11 protein-coding genes are annotated in these 17,664 nt (G+C 40.6%); all 11 read right to left on the bottom strand.

The features are described from left to right. Positions 1-17: 17 nt before the first annotated feature. On the bottom strand, positions 18-1,442 hold the full coding sequence (locus AC2D6V_RS08645) for a hypothetical protein (protein ID WP_484647695.1): 1,425 nt from the start codon (positions 1,440-1,442) through the stop codon (positions 18-20). A gap of 73 nt (positions 1,443-1,515) precedes the next feature. Then, the gene (gene rhaT, locus AC2D6V_RS08650; protein ID WP_484647696.1) at positions 1,516-2,568 is read right to left on the bottom strand and encodes an L-rhamnose/proton symporter RhaT; all 1,053 of its coding nucleotides are present in this window, start codon (positions 2,566-2,568) and stop codon (positions 1,516-1,518) included. 268 nt (positions 2,569-2,836) lie between these two features. After that, positions 2,837-5,698: an alpha-L-rhamnosidase gene (locus AC2D6V_RS08655; RefSeq protein ID WP_484647697.1), complete on the bottom strand. Its 2,862-nt coding sequence runs from the start codon at positions 5,696-5,698 to the stop codon at positions 2,837-2,839. Further along, positions 5,695-5,871: a hypothetical protein gene (locus tag AC2D6V_RS08660; protein ID WP_484647698.1), complete on the bottom strand. Its 177-nt coding sequence runs from the start codon at positions 5,869-5,871 to the stop codon at positions 5,695-5,697. The genes AC2D6V_RS08655 and AC2D6V_RS08660 overlap by 4 nt, the downstream gene beginning before the upstream one ends. 65 nt (positions 5,872-5,936) lie before the next feature. Further along, positions 5,937-6,254 carry an L-rhamnose mutarotase gene (rhaM, locus tag AC2D6V_RS08665; RefSeq protein WP_484647699.1) on the bottom strand — a complete coding sequence of 106 codons (318 nt, stop codon included), beginning with the start codon at positions 6,252-6,254 and terminating at the stop codon, positions 5,937-5,939. Next, positions 6,254-6,406 (bottom strand): hypothetical protein, encoded by a 153-nt coding sequence (locus AC2D6V_RS08670; protein WP_484647700.1) that lies wholly within the window; start codon positions 6,404-6,406, stop codon positions 6,254-6,256. The genes rhaM and AC2D6V_RS08670 overlap by 1 nt, the downstream gene beginning before the upstream one ends. A 68-nt stretch (positions 6,407-6,474) precedes the next feature. Further along, complete coding sequence (locus AC2D6V_RS08675; RefSeq protein ID WP_484647701.1) at positions 6,475-8,040, bottom strand: ThuA domain-containing protein; 1,566 nt, start codon at positions 8,038-8,040, stop codon at positions 6,475-6,477. Between the two features lie 4 nt (positions 8,041-8,044). Further along, positions 8,045-10,657, bottom strand: coding sequence for a GH116 family glycosyl-hydrolase (locus AC2D6V_RS08680; RefSeq protein ID WP_484647702.1), 2,613 nt, complete (start codon positions 10,655-10,657; stop codon positions 8,045-8,047). A gap of 149 nt (positions 10,658-10,806) precedes the next feature. Beyond that, complete coding sequence (locus AC2D6V_RS08685; protein ID WP_484647703.1) at positions 10,807-13,482, bottom strand: GH116 family glycosyl-hydrolase; 2,676 nt, start codon at positions 13,480-13,482, stop codon at positions 10,807-10,809. Then, the gene (locus AC2D6V_RS08690) at positions 13,479-14,057 is read right to left on the bottom strand and encodes an RbsD/FucU domain-containing protein (protein ID WP_484647704.1); all 579 of its coding nucleotides are present in this window, start codon (positions 14,055-14,057) and stop codon (positions 13,479-13,481) included. The genes AC2D6V_RS08685 and AC2D6V_RS08690 overlap by 4 nt, the downstream gene beginning before the upstream one ends. Before the next feature lie 200 nt (positions 14,058-14,257). Further along, the gene (locus AC2D6V_RS08695; RefSeq protein ID WP_484647705.1) at positions 14,258-17,659 is read right to left on the bottom strand and encodes a PA14 domain-containing protein; all 3,402 of its coding nucleotides are present in this window, start codon (positions 17,657-17,659) and stop codon (positions 14,258-14,260) included. Positions 17,660-17,664: the final 5 nt, after the last annotated feature.

A 17,664-nucleotide genomic window follows, 5' to 3' on the forward strand; every position in this document is an offset into this window, starting at 1 on the left:
TATGGTTTATTTTAGGTTTAACAAATCTTCACCACATCAATACGTAATATCTGACCTAGCTTTTCTATCTTATCCGCAATATGTCCAACACCAATAGCGCAGTGGTGAGAAGGCCCTTGTTTCGACCATTCATTCATGAAGCGTTTTGCGCCAATTGAAAATTTATAACGACTGTTCGTATTTCCTATTTGGAGCACCGGTCCTTCTACAGATTCGCCCTCGGCAACTAATAAAAACACGTTGTCAACCCCTTCTACTACAGATAACAAAGTCACTGGGCCATGTTTTACCGTCATTTGAATGGACAATCCTTTTCCGGGCTTTCCGTGATAGACGGGCAGAGGTACAAGATTTACACGACCTTCTGCAATGGCATAATGTGCTGGGCCATCATGTCCAAGGTATACAGCATCATCCTTAAAGTCCATCAAATAGAATTCAGAGAAGGAACCACCAACGCCAAACGCTGACATAATTTTCATAGCCTGCGCATTTTTCACTTCATATTCTCCTGATATAGGAATATTTTTTCCGGTAAGTAATGTGTTTCCTGCGATTACCGAGGTTACTATATTTTCATATTCATTGCCAGATTCTCCTTCGTAATAGTAAGCCATGGAACCAAGATTACGACTAGCAACTAGTCTGTCTAAGGCTACCGAAGTTTGCGCGGCGCGTTTAATTTCTGAGGTTTCACATTCTTCTGATACATCGAATGCAGTGTTGAATTCTTCTATCTTCTTTTGTATAGCTTCTTCGCTTGCTTCATCTCGGTACTTTTTCAATTCGCACATTTCCAACAATTCGATATGGGTGCCAAATACGGCCGATTGCAGTGTAAGGTCTGAGTATACATCTAACATGCCGTTGTAATAATGCCCCAAAACTCCCAAGCGATTATTACGCATCGCTGCTGCCACTACGGCTGCTTCTGTCCATCCCTTTATATCATTCCAGGCTTCATTGTCCTGTAAATGGCCTGTTACAAAATCGTACTGAATATTAGCTCGGTTAAATACTGCAGCAATTTCTGGAACTGAACACGCTTGGCAATTTTCTAACCAAGCACCTGTCATAGTACCACGATCCCCTAAATTATTAAATGCTTCATAATCTAATTTTGCAGTCGGCTGCAAATTGAGTATCACTACGGGTACTTTTAGTTTTTGAGCCACGGGTAATACGGTAGAGGATAGGGCGTACGTAGAGACATACAGAAATACGATTTCTACATCTTGAGATTTTAGAAAATTGGCTGCTTCTCGAGCCTTTACCGGATTGTCCACCATTCCAGCATTTGCCACTTCAACACCAAAGTCAGTAATTTTGTTTTTAATCTGTTCTTGATATCCGGTCAGTTTATCAAGTAGTCCATCAAATTGTGGCCAGTAGGTATCTAGTCCGATTCCAAACAGACCGACTGTTATATTTTTTTTTTTCATATTTATTCTATTTATTTATGAATATTATAAAGGATGCTTTTTCAAAACACCAGTATATGTAACCTCTGATTACTTACATCGAGTTACCAATTCCTACCAACACAACAGAGAGCAGAATAACCATAATACCAATGGTAATTGTCCATTTTGTTTTAGCTGCCACGCCTTTCCATTCCTTGCGGTAAATGCCCCACATATTGGCCGTTAAAATAATGGTTGACATATGCAGTATCCACGAACTCGCACCGTTACCCAATTTGCTTTCTCCCATGCCGTAGAAAAAGAATTGTAAAAACCAGATGCCTCCTGCAATAGCAGAAAACAGAATATTCTTTGCAATAGGGGTCGACTTATTTGTAAAATCGGTATACGATTTGTTTTTGATGCTTAATATCGTTGTCCAAATCAAATTTGTAGTCAAACCTCCCCAAAGAATTACGACAAAGGTTACATTGTTTTGGTACAAAGGATCAAAGCCAGCTTCCACGGCTGCATCTGCCAAAGGTTTTCCTGCTTCAATTCCAAAACTAAAAAAAGAGCTTAAAATTCCGGAAAGCACTCCAATGGAAAGTCCTTTGAATAAATTGAATTCCGCAATTGTTTTTTTCTTTTCTTCGTCCGAAAGTTCCTTTTCTTTGAGCATGCCGGCTTTACCAGAAATAACAATTCCTAATAGACAAACCATCACCCCAAGAAGTACCACTTGTCCTCCAGTAGAAGCCAACATGTCTGTAAAAGAGACTTTGCCTTCTGTCGGATTGATATTGTAATAAATAGAAGGTACAATAGCTCCAAATGCCGCACAAAAACCAAGTACAACCGAGTTTCCTAAAGACATTCCCAAATAGCGAATTCCCAAACCGTATGACAAACCTCCAACACCCCATAACAATCCCATAAGAAAAGTAAAGGTCAAAATATCGTTTGAACCTGCAAGAATGATATCTAGAAATCCAGGAATGGTTAACCATGCCGCCAAAGGAGGTAAAATCAACCAAGAAATGGCACCACCAACCATCCAATAACTTTCCCAGGCCCATCCTTTTACTTTATTGTAAGGCATGTAAAAACTTCCCGATGCGATTCCTCCTAAAGAATGGAATAGTACTCCTAATAGTGCTTGCATATAATTTATGTTGTTTAGTATAAATTGAAAACGAATAGGCAATGATAGCTATGCGTATGAAACGAGGCAAGAAACTAAAAACAGAAAAGCTTTCTGTCCTGTACTGTCCTGAGAAATTTAAAATCAAGTGCTATTTAGTAGCCAATTCCAGATCTTGTCTCGATATAATATTAATTTTTCAAAGGCAATACTTCCTGTGTTCGCTATTTAAATTGATAAAAACTCACAAATCTTGTTCTAAAAAAAGTTTACATATTTAAACTTAATCCTAAAATAGGTTTACGACTTTATTGTTTTTACTCACAAATTCATAGTCTCCAGAGCCCACCTGCAAAACAATTCTGTTGTTTTCCGATTTTATAAATTGTACAGCTTTGTTTTTGCTAATATCTATGCCATTTTCTGTGACATCTTCAGTTCCTATAGCCGGGATATATATTGTCGCTGTGGTGTTAGGCGGCACGGTAATATTCCATTGAAAGATGTTTTTATTCACCTTCCAATCACTAGCGATTCGTCCATGAATTGAAACGTAATGCCCTTTAGCCCAAGTCACACCTTCACCCAACTCCGGTTTCATGGTGATTTTCTTATAGCCCACACCATTGGTCTCAATGCCAAGCATACTCTTATAAATCCACTCGCCGCAAGCACCGTAGGCATAATGATTGAATGAATTCATTCCCACATCACCAAAACCATCTTTTTTAGTATAACTGTTCCAGCGTTCCCATACTGTGGTAGCTCCCTGCTCAATGGAGTAGCCCCACGAAGGATAGCTCGTATTTTGAATAAGACGGTATGCCAAGTCACTACGTCCAATTTCCGTTAGGGTGGGTAGAAGTATCGATACGCCAACAAAACCAACTGATAAGTGATATTTTTTAGCCTTGATTCGATCAACTAGATGCATGGCTGCCTTTTCACGTTGTTTTTGGGTTAGCAAATTGTAATGCAGTGCCAAACAATAGCTGGTCTGGGACTCACCTGCAATTTTTCCGTCTTCCTGAACAAAGGTATTCTGGAAATTGCTGCGAATATCCTCAAACAGTTTTCTGTATTTTTCAGCATCTTCTTTTTTGCCAAGGGTTTCCGCAATCTCTACCATCAAGCTGGTGGTGTAGCCAAAATATGCGGCTGATATAAGCTCTTTAGGTGTCGTGGAACCAATTGCCAACCAATCACCAAATCCACCACCCGGACCAATTAATCCTTTTGATCCGCAATAATCGATAAACTGTGTCATCTCGTCATAATACTTCTCTACCGTACGAACATCACCATAAACTTTATACATAGTCCAAGGGCAGATAATACCCGCGTCGGCCCATGCTGGAGAACCGTGGCCATGGAATACAGGAGCCTGTTGTCCGAATGTACCTTGGTCATTTTGCGTGTCCATCAAGTCAGTATTCCACTTTGTGAAAAACGCAGCCACATCCTGATTGTAGGTTCCAGTACGCATAAAAACCTGCGTATCACCCGTCCAACCCATTCGCTCGTCGCGCTGCGGGCAGTCTGTGGGAACTTCCAGATAATTGGAACGCTGGCCCCAAATGATGTTGCTGTATAACTGGTTTAGCATCGGATTGGAACATTCAAAAGAACTTGTAATCGGTGCATCGGAATGAACAACGATTCCAGTTACTGTTTCTGTTGTAGGCTTTTCGGTCAGACCTGTGAGCTCAACATATCGGAACCCATGGAAGGTAAAATGGGGTTCCCAAACTTCTTGCCCACCTCCTTTGAGAATATAATTATCTGCTGCTTGGGCAGAACGCAGGTTCTCTGTATAAACTGTTCCATCAGCGTTGAGCATCTCTGCAAATTGCATATTTACTTTTTCTCCCGCTTTACCCTTAACTTTTAGTCTGACCCATCCAGAGAAGTTCTGTCCAAAATCAAAAACGAAAACTCCTGGCTTTGGCTCGCTTAATTTTACCGTTGAAAGTTCTTGAGTAGGTCGTACAGGAACCCCAGGATAGGCCTGTATTAGAGGTTTGATGCTGCTACCAGTGTCGACTGACATCCATGTTTTATCCTCAAAGCCAGATGTGTCCCAGCCAGTGATCTCCTTGCGTGCATCATAGGTTTCACCTTCGAACATATCCGATAGGATAATTGGTCCAAACGCTGCTTTCCATGTTTCCTCCGAAGAAATGATCTCACTACTCCCATCGACATAGTCAATATGAAGTTGACTCATAAGTCGTAATTTATCACCATATTGATTTTGGCCAAGTATACTGATATTGCCGCGGAACCACCCGTCACCAAGAATGGCTCCGATAGCATTAGCTCCTTGTGTAAGCATGGATGCTACATCATAGGTACGGTAATAAATTCGTTTGCGATAGTCGGTCCAACCGGGCGTAAAGTACTCGTCGCCAACACGGTTGCCGTTGAGATGCATTTCTACGTGTCCTTGTGCGGTAACATAAAGAGATGCACTCGATATTTCTTTAGAGATATTAAAATCTTTTCGAAGGTAAGGGGAGGGAAGATATTGTTTGACCTTAACTTGGCCTTTTTTATGATTACGAATCGGCATTTCTGTGATTTCATTTGCTTGGGGAATGGCATCATAACCAATCCATTTCGCTTGCCAGTCTTCAGGATGAAGCAATCCCATCGACCATTCATTCACCTCACTCCAGGCAGATACTTTTCCGTCTTTATCCCATACGCGGATCTTCCAGTAACAATGCATCCGTGATTGGAGTGGTACGCCATTGTAAGCCACATGAATGGATTGATCAGATTTAACCTTCCCAGTATCCCAAAGATCACCTTCACCATGCTCCAACTTATCTTTCGAACTTGCCACTAATAAGCGATATGCCGTTTGTTTCTGTCCACGTTGGTCTGATACTAATTGCCAACTCAATCGTGGTTCAGTCTCATCAATACCTTTAGGGTTGGTGATGTATTCGCATCTTAGATTGGTAACATGAACCATTGCCTCTTCCTGGCATCCAATAAAGCACGTTACCGACAAGAATACAAAAGTTGCTAAGCGAATAATCGCCCAAATGTTAGTTTTTGATTCTTCCAACTTTTTCTTTGTCTCGCATGAAGAAAATGCAATCATTACACCCAATACTCCTAAGATTTTAAAACTTTTTTTCATTTGTCTGATTTATAATTATTATTTATTTTCAATTGTTCATATGCCAATTGATAAAGGGTTGCAAGATTCACATTTGGATTTGTTTTTCGAATTGCCTCCAGACTTTTTAGTAAGTCTTCTCTTTTGCCTTGTTTGTGTGCTTCGTATAGTAAATCTTCTATCGTATTGCTCATACTTTTTTTTAAAATTACAAGAAACTAAAAATATAATATCGTTCTATCCTGTACTGTGCTGGTTTTCACGAATACAGATAAAAGACTTCTTCTAAGGCTACTGTTACAGGAGAATTGTCTTCATTTACTTCCATAATGTCTGCCATGTACTTCCACCATTTTTTTACAATTTCTGTTTGTCCCAAATCTTGAGAACTTGCATTACCAGTTACTTTCTGAAAAGCGAATAAGATATTTGTTTCTTCATCCAAATAAATAGAATATTCACTTACACCAGATTCTTTGAGCAATCGTTTCAGTTCAGGCCAAATTTCATCGTGTCGTTTTTTATATTCGACTTTCTGCCCTTCATTGAGTTGCATTTTAAAAGCGATTCGTTGCATTATTTTCCCAATTGTTCATATGCCAATTGATAGAGGTCTACTAGATTCAAATTTGGGTTTGTTTTTCGAATGTCATCTAGGCTTTTTATGAGAACTTCTCTTTTGCCTTGTTTGTGTGCTTCGTATAGTAAATCTTCCATCGTATTGCTCATAGTTTGTTTTTAGATTAAATTGCAAACGCTAAGTCTTCTTTGACTTAACTGGAGAATTAAATACGTTATCATTCTTGAATATGATAATATGCTGTTAGATATTTCATTACCGTTTTGAATTCATGGTCAGACAAAGGTCTTTCATAGATTAAAAATCTAGCGATCTCCCCATCAAACGATTCTGCTCCCGGATGATTGGTGGCATCTCTTTCCTGACCGATGGCCATTTTAGAAGGATTTGTATTCGGATTTACTGGAAAATCACTTTGAGCCACTGGATGTATATCATTCACAAAAAGTTCAAGTTGGACGGTTCCAGTTCCTGCGCCCATTCTACCGGCAACCAAGTAGTATTTTTTTATTTTCAATGGTTTGGTTGCCACTACGTATGGATTATTATCATCCCATCGTCCCATAGTTATCGCATTTCTAGACCCCATCCAAGGCAGATTTTGATCACTCAAACCTCCCCAAAATCCTTCATATTTTCCTTTACCGTCGATACTGGAATTGCGTAGGTTGCCAAAAAAGGAATTGACATCTGGTACGGTACCTATTTGTTCATAAACGCTCATGATGGAAAACCAGGTGTAACCACTCCCTGTACTTAAATGGTCGAATGCATCTTCTTGCTCATTCAATAATTCTTGACGGTGAAAAACGACTGAATTGTGGCCATTCAGTTGAGCTACGCCAAGTGCTAAACGAGGCATGCCCGATCCTGTTTTTTCTCTTCCTGCATCTTGTTTGTCAAACGATTTGATGTCATTTTCTACGTTGTTTTTCCAAGAACTGATATTGTTGCCATTTTCAATAACAACGCCATGATCGGCATCCAAATCAAGGATTAAGCCCTCGGTAACTGTCAATTTGGTGTTTTCATCACTTAGACCTGACGCCCAAACAATGCCTTCCTGAACCAATTTTGTATAATTTTCATCTGCATATATTTCTACGGTATGCCCCAGAGAAGTGAAGAATGACCGCCCACCGTCATAATGTTGATACCAGGTAAATGGATGGTCGCCACCCATTTTTGGTGCGCCTTCATAAGAAGATTCATCTAGCGATAGCAATACATTCACATTATTGCGGGGATTGTGAGAAAATGTGTGCCATTCATCCCTCACTACCCAAGTATCGGGCAAATGACTGGTAGAACTATGTTGCTTGTCTTCAATAATTAATTTGGCACTTTGTACCTTTGGATGTGCCACCAAACGTGTCCCAACCAATTGCTCATACCAACTTTGAAATGCGCCTTCTTCCTGCCAGATCGCTCCGGCACAATGAATTCCAACAAAACCTCCGCCACTTCGGATGTAGTTTTGTAAGGCTAGTTGTTGTGCATCCGAAAATATGCGTCCCTCGTTTCCACAATTGTTATTAAAAACAATCACATCAAACGACTGCAATTTTTGTGGTGTGAAATCTGTGGGTTCACTCGAAGTGACCACTTCCCAATTGTTTTCGGCACCCAAAGTTTCGATCATGTCCAAGGCCGCTTTTTTGGAATCATGTTGAAATCCGTTGTCACCCTGGAAATTGAGTACTCTTAGTGAATGCTGCCCTTGGATTGATTGCAAGGACAAGATAAAAATGGATATGGAAAATAAAAAATGTTGAAGCTTCATAATTTTAGTTAGCAAAACCGAAAGAAATTCCAAACGTTGATCCTGCTTTGACTTCGCTGGCCGATTTCAAATTAATGCTAAGGGTATTTCCATCCTGTTTGCTATTTTCAATTTCCTGTTCAACGCCATTCAGTTTGACGCTAATATTGCTTCCTGTTTTATTGTTAGGAGTTGCAAGTACAATGTTCTTTATCTGTGTACTACCAAATTTAACAGCTATTTCAGCCTTTTGAGCCGATTGGGATTGCGTTTGTGTAAACAAGCCCCAAGCGTTTGATGTGGTAAAGAAAGAAGCATGATCTTCTGGAGTTATTTCTGGTTTGAAACCAATGGTTTGTTGTGGTCCATCGTAAATATACCCTTGTAAAGCTAACAACACCGACCAACTACTCATTGCTCGGGCATAGAAATCACCACACTCATCTTCACCAAAGGGGCTTCCACTTCCGAATACAGGAGCGTTGTTTGCAGCGGTTACCTCATCTGGCCCACGAAAACGGCCATCGTAACGTTTCGAAATTTCCTCCACAATTTCAAGCCCCTCATCCACCATGCCGTGTTGCATCATGGTAGCAGCAGCGGAATACTCAAAACCACTCATAACCTCGCAATAGTAATGAATCGAATTACTAGGCACTGTGCCAGGGTGAACGAACATCTGCCAACCTGTATCACCGTTACCGAGGAAATCGCGGTAAGGACGTGGATTACCATCTTCGGTAAAGCGATTAATACGGTGTATGGCTTCAAGTCCTTTGAGGCTGCGATCTAGCGGATAGATTTGACCTAAATTAAGCTGGTTGGCCCACCATTGACCCAATAACATATCAAGTCCACAGGCCTTATCCATCACGCGTGTGTTAGGCAGGTTTTCTGGTTTGGCAATGTAATAGCCCAATTCCTCACTCCACAACTCTTCATTTTGGTTTTTTGCTGCTGTATTAGCCAGATTTGCATACTCAGCCGACACTTCCTCTTCACTCATTAACAAAGCCATTTGTGCACTGGCCCTAAGTGCTGCAATATAGAGCGATCCAATCCATGGTGAGGTGCCTGAAGAATGGCAATCCAATGTATTGTGGTAGGCGCCAGACATCATTCCATCGCGGTCACTATCGTATGTTGAAATGGCAAAGTCCATCGCTTTTCGTGTACGTGGCCATGCACTCGATAAAAACGCCTTATCATCTGACATGAGGTGTTCTCTGTACACGCCAAGTATTGAACCAAAATGACCATCCATGGCATCATTCCATTCACCATCTCTGTTAGGAAGAAAACCTTCTCTTGTTAATGTATTTAAATCCTGTTTTCTAAGGGTACGTCCCAATTCAGGAAATACACGAGCATGTCCCTGTGCGTAATGAATGACGTGCTTACAGTTTCCAAACCATTCCTCCTTATTGGATGTACTTTCCCATATCCCAAAATAACCATCTTTAGTCCAAAAGGTAGTAGGTGATTTTAACACACACAGATTAGATGAAATGCGATCTAAGACATAACGTGGAACTGTTGATGAATACATAGTCTCGTGGTACAGGCGAGTGGTTTTGTCTAGGTAATCGATGTTCTCAGTAACATAATCATCCACCTCATCAGCATTTTCCCACCAGTTTTCGTACATACTACCGCCTTCTATAAAAGTCCATTCTGGTATATCGCTTCTACCAAAAGTACCCTTAGGAAAATGCCAACTCAGCACAAAGGTGATTGTTTTCTCCTCTCCGGGTTGTAATGAAAAACCTGTAGCAAGCGCACCATCAACTGTCATTCCTGCTTCGGGACTTGATGCTGTTTTTTCTCCTGTCAATTCTCCATCTTCTGAAAAATCAGTATACAAAGCACTTACATCCTCCCAAGAGGCTGCGGAACTCACATTTCCAGCATGAGCAGATAGTTGCATACTACCTGCGGGACCTGTCATTTGTAAACTGGTTCTGTCGTTTTGTTTTAAAATGGTGTTTTTGTTTTGTCCGTACCCTTTTGCACTTCTACTATTTGGCCCAACAATGGTATCATACCCTGTAAATCCAACAGCATTTTGTTGCGTTGCTAAAAGGTTAATGGCTACTTTGCTGTCTGAAGTGTTTTTTACTTTAATGTTAAAAATTCCAGTGGGAATGGCTGAGTTTTTCAAATCCATCGGGATCAAAGGATTGAAGGCTTCTAGGCTTACTGCAACAGGTAAAGCTGCATCCCCAAAATGATACCATCCTAGTGGAAACTCTCCCTGAAAGTTCAAGCTGTCCATGGCGGTAAAAGCACCTACTGATGACGTTTGAAGTGCTCTTACTACGGTGTTGTTTTTTGTTGTGGTACGGAGTGCAAAAAAACTATTGGGAACAATTCCAGATCCTGCACGTTCTTCAAAATTGTTGAATATCTGCCACCATTGGCGTTCAGCCTTTCCATTCATACGAATAACGCTTCCACCTACTGCACCAACAGGAAAATCTATACCTGTCAAGTTCTTCCCCGAATAAGTTACCGGTGGATCGATAGCGGCTTTCTTCGCAAACAGCGTTTGTTCAGTAACTGTGGTTGTTTGTTGACAACTTTGAGCAAGTAATAAGAATATAACTGCGCTTATTATTGGTAAAAATTTGTTCTTCATTCTATTCTATTCTATTCTATTCTATTCTATTTTAAATTTTAATTTTCTGTTTTTTAGCAATGTAGATTGCATCGTCAAATGGATCTTCGGTAATTATATATTTAAATCCAATTCAAGGATTCGGGAGATAACCATTTCCATACGGAAGATTATTTCACCTCAAATGCTAAATTATCTCCACTACTTAAAACCCGCTCTTCTTTAAACTTTATTCTTTTTCCGTTTTTAAGAACAAATTCATTTAAGGCAATTTTCCCTCCCAACACTTTAATATTTATATTCGCATCCTTAATATTTACCGTTCCGTAGGCATATCCATTAGACCAAAACCAGTTTCCATTAATTGCATTAAAACGCATGCTTTTAGCAACAGCAGAATATCCGAATCCAGTCCATGCAACCACACCACCCCAAGCAGCCATGGCACGTGCGTACCGGTGTCCGTATTCACCTTCGTTAAATGGATTTCGTTTTTTACCATCGAAACGATCTCGGATGGCCTCAAATACTTTAACCCCATTTTCTACCTGACCTTCGTAGATCATGTGGATGGCTGTGCTGTATTCAAAACCAGTCATTATTTCGGTGTAGTAGGGGAAGGGGAAGTCCAATAATTCGCCTTTTGGATAAGAGGCCATAATTAATCCGGCTTCGTTTCCTACACCAAAACTTCTAAATGTATTAGTATGGTCGTTAAAATCGTCCACCCAATTGTATTTCATAATACTCTCTAAAGTTGTTTTGACATGACTTTCATCAAGCACATAACCTAATCCTGCTGTATGTGCAAGGTATTGCCCCACCAGCTGATCCACTAAGCATCCCTTACCCAACTGAGCCACTCTGTCGTGACCTTCAGGAATGATATGTTCGTAATATTCTCCATTAAATAGGTTGGCATCTACCCACGTACTTCCTTTCTTATACAATCTTTCACATTCCTTTTTAAAGGCTTTGTCGTTCATGTAATCTGCCATTTCAATCGATGCCTTAAGGGCGCCAAGATACCAAGCCGACATTTGTGGATTTGGGCCTTCATAATTGATGTCCATTGTATTGTGTTGAGAACCTTCCATTACCCCATCCTTGTTTTGGTCCCAGATGCCTGTCCATGCAAAGCTCATCGCCTTTTTAATGAAAGGCCACATCTCTTTCAGTTTCTCATCGTTGCCAGAAAGTTGCCAATCGCGGTATACTTTGATAAGGGTTCCCATCTGACCATCAGCTGCCCAGCTCTTAAAACTCTTTGCCTTCTCTTTAAGTGGCAAACTCACTCTGTGGCTCATTGCACCATTATCATGGGTAGCATATAAAAATTCAACCTCTCGGAATTTCATAGACAGATCACCGAAAAGAAAAGGTATTGTTGATTCGTAGTTCCAAACATGAAAACAAGTACCAAATCCCCAGCCTGAACTTTTGGCGGCACCTAGTTTGGTTCCAGTCACACTTCCAGTTCCTTCAAATCCAAATGGATAACCATCGGCAGTTTGAAAGACGGTTTGACTACGTAAATTGCAGGAATTGAAAAGTGCCGCTTCTTTAATAGCCGTAGGCACATCGCTGTTGCAAAAGGCAGTTACAAAATCAACGGTTTTCTTTTCAAGTGAAGCAATATTGTTATTTACTTTTTGAGCCACCTCCCAGGCGTCTTTGTATTGAGTTGAATAATAATTTCCAACTATTTCACCTGCTCCATTGCCATGATCCCATGCACGACGGTTGGGGAAATTCCAGGTGATGTAAAAAGTAACTTCTTTTTCCTCTCCAGGCGCAATGGTTTCTTTTACAGATAATGTTGCAGGTGGAGTGGGGATGCTAAATTCCTCTTTGTTGATCATTTCTTTCCCTTGCATATCACCAGTAGTAAAATCCTTTCCTGATGCATCATATCCTAAATTTACCAGTTCACCATCGTTGGTGAAATCATCGATGAATTCGCGGAAAGTCCAGTTCCAGCCAAGCTTAGCCCAAGATGTACGATAAGTTACTTTTCCTTTTGAATTGGTAGAAAGGGCCATGGTACCCCAGTTTACATCGGTGGAATCAACGCCATTGGAGAACATGTTAAGGCCTTTTAAAGTAGGTTCGTCCTTGAATTTATTTTCGTTCTGGTTGGTTTTGCCACCCCAACCATCTATTCCAATGTAATTTGGAATCATGCCGCACACAGCAAATTCCATTTCTTTATCTGTGTTGTTTTTCACGGAATAAGTTAGAATGGCAACAGGAATACTACTGTTGTCTTCGTCTCCCGGAATCATTGGGTTGAACGCTTTTAGTTTAACATCAAGCGGTACATCTCTGTGTTTGAAACTCAATTGCGCTAGGGGGTAGGCTGCTTTAAATTCTGCTTCTTCGAATCGAGGGAAACCTGCATTGTAAATATCGCATCCCCAATCGCCATAGAATTTCGATTCTGCGATGGGACCTTCTAACAATCGGAGTTGACCTTTTTCTTTTCCTTTCTCTTTAAAATAGAGGGCAAAAAATGGTGCATTGGCAATGGTAGGCTCCACCAACTTTACTCCTGGTGTCCAGCCTAGCGCTCCGCGGTTACCCAATTCCCAGTCTCTTAAATCCCCTCTACCACCAATCGAAACAGTACCTGTACCAATACCACCTAGGGGCATGGCTACTTCGCTGAGATTTTCACCTGTATAAGTTTTTAGCACGGGCCAGTTAGAGACTTGTGTCACACGCTCTTTTTTGTCGGAAATAGCTTGCTGGGCAATTATGTTTTCTGGAACGAGGAATATTACACCCAGAACCAATAGAATTATATTTCTTTTAATTGGCATTGTCATTTTAATTGTATTTTTCATTGTTTACTCATTTTCGCTCTTAGACTTTCTTCAGCTGCGGCATTCCAATAACCACATTCCAGTTGAAAAAAAACTGAGGTATAAGGAATCGCCAAATCTGTTTTAATGATGAGTACATTAAACAATTTTGCCGAGGCATCTAAGTCCTTGATAATGGCTTCATGCAGTATTTTTTTTACTGGTTTTCCCGCTAACAATTCATTCAGATCCGTTCTGTAAGTATCAATACCATTTGCATCTTTCTCCGTCACAAATTCCAATTCTTTATCGACAAAAATGTTAGCATCTACATGTTCGGTCTTTTCAATTAATTGGTTTACAAACGCAACGGCCTCCAATTGACTCGCAGCAACGGTAATGGTTTGAATGGCCGGATTGCTTTGCTGTGGATAAGCACCGTCGGCAACAACGATCCAATTTCTATGGCCAAACAGTTTTAGCGTTTCCGCTACTTCAGATTTCCAATCTTGTGTTTCTGAAAGTACTTCTGAGTTGAGTGCACGATTGTTTTGCTGTGGTGTCCGATCCGAACAGGAAAATAGGGCAAGTAATAAGGCGAACTGTATAATTTTCATTTTTTAGGTATAATTTTTTTTTTAAATACATCGAAAATTAAATCTTCGATACGGGGCAATATCGCATTCTGTACAGCGTGAAATGGGATCCTTAAAATCGTTTTTTGATGATCACCTTACTTAAATCCAAATTTAACTCAATGCAATCATGAATGTGTCCTGTACTGTCCTGTCATTTTCTTTGTTCGATTCGGTAAATATTATTTTACAATCAATTTTTGAACATACACTTGTTGATTACTCACAACATTCACGATATACATTCCAGATCTCCAAGTACTCACATCCACTTCTCTAACTCCAGATATCGCTTCATGTTGATATACTTTTTGACCGAGCAGATTGAATATTTCTATTTTTGATTGTTCCGAAGTTTCGATATGTAGCATGTTGTTGGCTGGATTTGGATAGATGCGTACTGGCGATTCGGTTAATTGGTAATCGCCCAATGCCAACGTCCCGTCTTTAGGAAACAATTGACTTTGAGGAATTACTTCCTTTACCTGACTGGCACTTTCCCATTCCAATTTGATGCTTCCATCTCCTGAATAATTGGCATATTCTATTTTAATGGGCACTTTTTCGTTTGCTGTTAAGTTGATCGTTACCTCATTCGTTTGATCCTCTGAATACGACCAGGCATCAATAATCAATTCCTCATTTATCCAAAGTTTACTCATATGGTTGGCGGTCAAACTAATGGTATATGCTTCTGTAAAGTGAGGTTCGAGTTCTCCTTCCCATCGGGCATTCCAAAACGTACCTCTAGTTCCACATCCTGGTGATTCATCTGCGTTCCAATCATGGTTTACCACCGGATCAACCTCGCTACAGAAAGTTTCTGTGAACCAATTTCTTCCACCGATATCACCATTATAAAGAGTGCGGAAGAGTCCGGTTCCATTATCAGGCTCAATTGCTTCTTTAAATGTAAAAGCAATGTTATCCAGATTCAGGCTACCCGATATTTTTTGCATTGATACTTTTATCAGATTTTGACCTTTTAGAAGTGCCATTTCCACATCGAAGGCATCCCAAGTTTGCTCATTTCCAGTTGATGGGAGCTTGACTTGAATTGGCGTTGCACCCTCGTTGAGAGAAATCAGTATTTCGGCGTTCTCTGCACCGGCTTCGGAGGGTACACCCAACATTGAAATATGGTCGATGTCGATATGTCCCCAGGCACCGCTATAATTGTCAACAATTTCTAAGGTTGCCATTTTATTTTTATATTCTAAAATATCCCAGATTACAGTTCTCATGGTGCTATGGTTTTCACCTGTTGCTGTTCTTACAACTTGCCCATCGACAATGAGGTTCATACATAGTTTACCATCAAGTTTTCCTCCACTGATTAAGAAACTCATTTTATCGCCTGTTATTTCAATCTCAGGTGATGTAAGGGTTCCGATACCAGGATCTTTTGCTTTGATATAGCTGCTTACCACACCACTGCCTTTTAATCCGGTAACCGACAGTTCTTGGTATTTGCCGTTTGGGGCAATACCAAAAGCATTGCCTGTTTCGGTCCAAAAACTTAAATCGTCCTCAAAGTCATCAATCAGCTTTTGGGCAAGTAGGTCGGCAGCATAAGTGATGCTTGCATTGTAGATACCAGTGGCATCCACATTGACTGTATATTCCAGCCACTCCTCATCTTCGCACCAGCCCACATAATATTCGCTATGATTTATTTCACCAATATCAACCGATTCACTTTCCCTGTAAACACCTCCTTTATTTTCATTATCTATATCCATATAAGCGATTAACTTGCCCCCCATATCAAAATCTTCAAATTCAAGGGTGCCGGGTATGTTTATAGTTGTAAAAGGAAGTTGTTCCTGTTTTTTTATTCCGGTAAGATAAATATAATCCACTTCAAAATTTTTGCCTATGCCGGGAGCATTCCCAATAGGGTCAATATATATTGTACTAATGGCTTTTTGGTTTAGGTGTGAGATATCAAGATATGCATTTATCCACTCCCCCTCAGCTTCAAATTCCATTTGAAATGATTGAGGGATTATTTCGCCGGGCGAATACACTTCGGATGTTATAAATAGCACGAGGCTACCCTGTGGGTCAAAAGGCTGTGGGTTTCCATCGGCATCAAGCTGTCGCAGGCGTATTTCCAAGCCATCCCATAACAAATAATTATCGAGTAGTGGCATCCCACCAATATTAATTAATCGGGGGTCAATATCCTGTATGCCCTGTTCTGATTTGAGAACGCCATCGACACCATTAGCACTTGTTGACTGTATCAGACCGCCCAGATGGTCGTTTGCTATCCAACTTTCCACATCACCTAGAGTGTTAAAATCAAATTTATAGACATATTCAGTCACTGCCTTTGGTCGGGCTGTTACTTCATTGCTATATTCTGTTTCTGCATTGCTACTATTCAATGCCGTTACCACATAAAAGTAAATTTTGTCGTTCTCGACGGTATTATCGGTATAGTTGCTTGTGGCGGTTTCGGTGATAAAAGAATAGGAACCACCGGACTGTTCGCTTCGGTACACCTTATAGGTACCCGAAAATTGCGCTTCGGTATTCTTTGCCCATGCTAACTTAACGGTCTGCTCTCCTGCATTTGCAAATAAATGGGCCGGCGGTGTTGTTTCTGTTCCGGGGTTTAACGCTTCCTTTAAGATATCGTAATAAACAAAGGGATCATCGTTAGGGTATTTGTTCCAATACAGCTCTCCGTCAACTGTTGCTGTGGAATATTTAGTATCAGCAATGCCCCATAGTATGCCATCGCAGGTGTCATCGTAGGAACCGTATACGCTATAATGTTCGGCCTCTTTTACCCATTGTACTTCCGTTTTGAATGCTTCGGGACTGAGTTTATACCATGATGGCGGTGCTACGCCTCCCTGTGGTGAAGTGTAGCGTATGGTCTTTGATGCATTCCAATTCGTTTTCCGATAGCCCCAACCCGAAGTTTCAAGGTGCTGTTCCTCGGTCATTGTATTGTTTACCTGTGCGTTACCTCTGTAGAATTTCGTTAGATAGTTTTTATGCTCATCGGGTGCTGCATCATCTACAGGCCAATAATGTGTTGCAGGACTAAAGATTACCAACATAGGACGGTCATCACCATAGCCGTATTTACGGTAGATAGGGTCTGATGCCCAGTTCTCCCAAATGTATTGCGCCTTTTCATTCCAGAATTGGGTAGCGGATATTTCGGCGGGAATATCCTCTTGTTCTTTAATATCAGGATTAAGTGCCCCACCCATATGAATCAGATATTGCATATCTTTTTCGCGGCATACCTGTTGAATATTCTGCATGGTCGGCAAAGTCCAGTCATTCCAGAACTGTCCCCATTGCGATGCGTTTGTAAGATCTATAATAATGGTATTGATGCCAGCATCCTTTATGTTTTGCATTATATCTCTGGTCGTGTCAATATTCCGATAGTCGTGATTTGATTTCCACTCACCGTTAATCAGAAATGAAACGCCGCCATTACACCCCCTGCAACAAACTAATACATGGCAAAGGGGTTCCCCTGCATTCATTTTTGTAGGCGCAATTAACAGTACTAACTGAAGTGCGACGAGAACTATTGTTAATTTGTTTTTCATGGTTT

Source organism: Algibacter sp. YIN40 (assembly GCF_057219435.1).

Bases quoted from the DNA above. Each gene is read 5' to 3' on its own strand.
- AC2D6V_RS08675 (WP_484647701.1), bottom strand. From the start codon at position 8,040: ATGAAGCTTCAACATTTTTTATTTTCCATATCCATTTTTATCTTGTCC.
- AC2D6V_RS08670 (WP_484647700.1), bottom strand. From the start codon at position 6,406: ATGAGCAATACGATGGAAGATTTACTATACGAAGCACACAAACAAGGC.
- AC2D6V_RS08690 (WP_484647704.1), bottom strand. From the start codon at position 14,057: ATGAAAATTATACAGTTCGCCTTATTACTTGCCCTATTTTCCTGTTCG.
- rhaM (WP_484647699.1), bottom strand. From the start codon at position 6,254: ATGCAACGAATCGCTTTTAAAATGCAACTCAATGAAGGGCAGAAAGTC.
- AC2D6V_RS08655 (WP_484647697.1), bottom strand. From the start codon at position 5,698: ATGAAAAAAAGTTTTAAAATCTTAGGAGTATTGGGTGTAATGATTGCA.
- AC2D6V_RS08660 (WP_484647698.1), bottom strand. From the start codon at position 5,871: ATGAGCAATACGATAGAAGATTTACTATACGAAGCACACAAACAAGGC.
- AC2D6V_RS08645 (WP_484647695.1), bottom strand. From the start codon at position 1,442: ATGAAAAAAAAAAATATAACAGTCGGTCTGTTTGGAATCGGACTAGAT.
- AC2D6V_RS08680 (WP_484647702.1), bottom strand. From the start codon at position 10,657: ATGAAGAACAAATTTTTACCAATAATAAGCGCAGTTATATTCTTATTA.
- AC2D6V_RS08685 (WP_484647703.1), bottom strand. From the start codon at position 13,482: ATGAAAAATACAATTAAAATGACAATGCCAATTAAAAGAAATATAATT.
- AC2D6V_RS08695 (WP_484647705.1), bottom strand. From the start codon at position 17,659: ATGAAAAACAAATTAACAATAGTTCTCGTCGCACTTCAGTTAGTACTG.
- rhaT (WP_484647696.1), bottom strand. From the start codon at position 2,568: ATGCAAGCACTATTAGGAGTACTATTCCATTCTTTAGGAGGAATCGCA.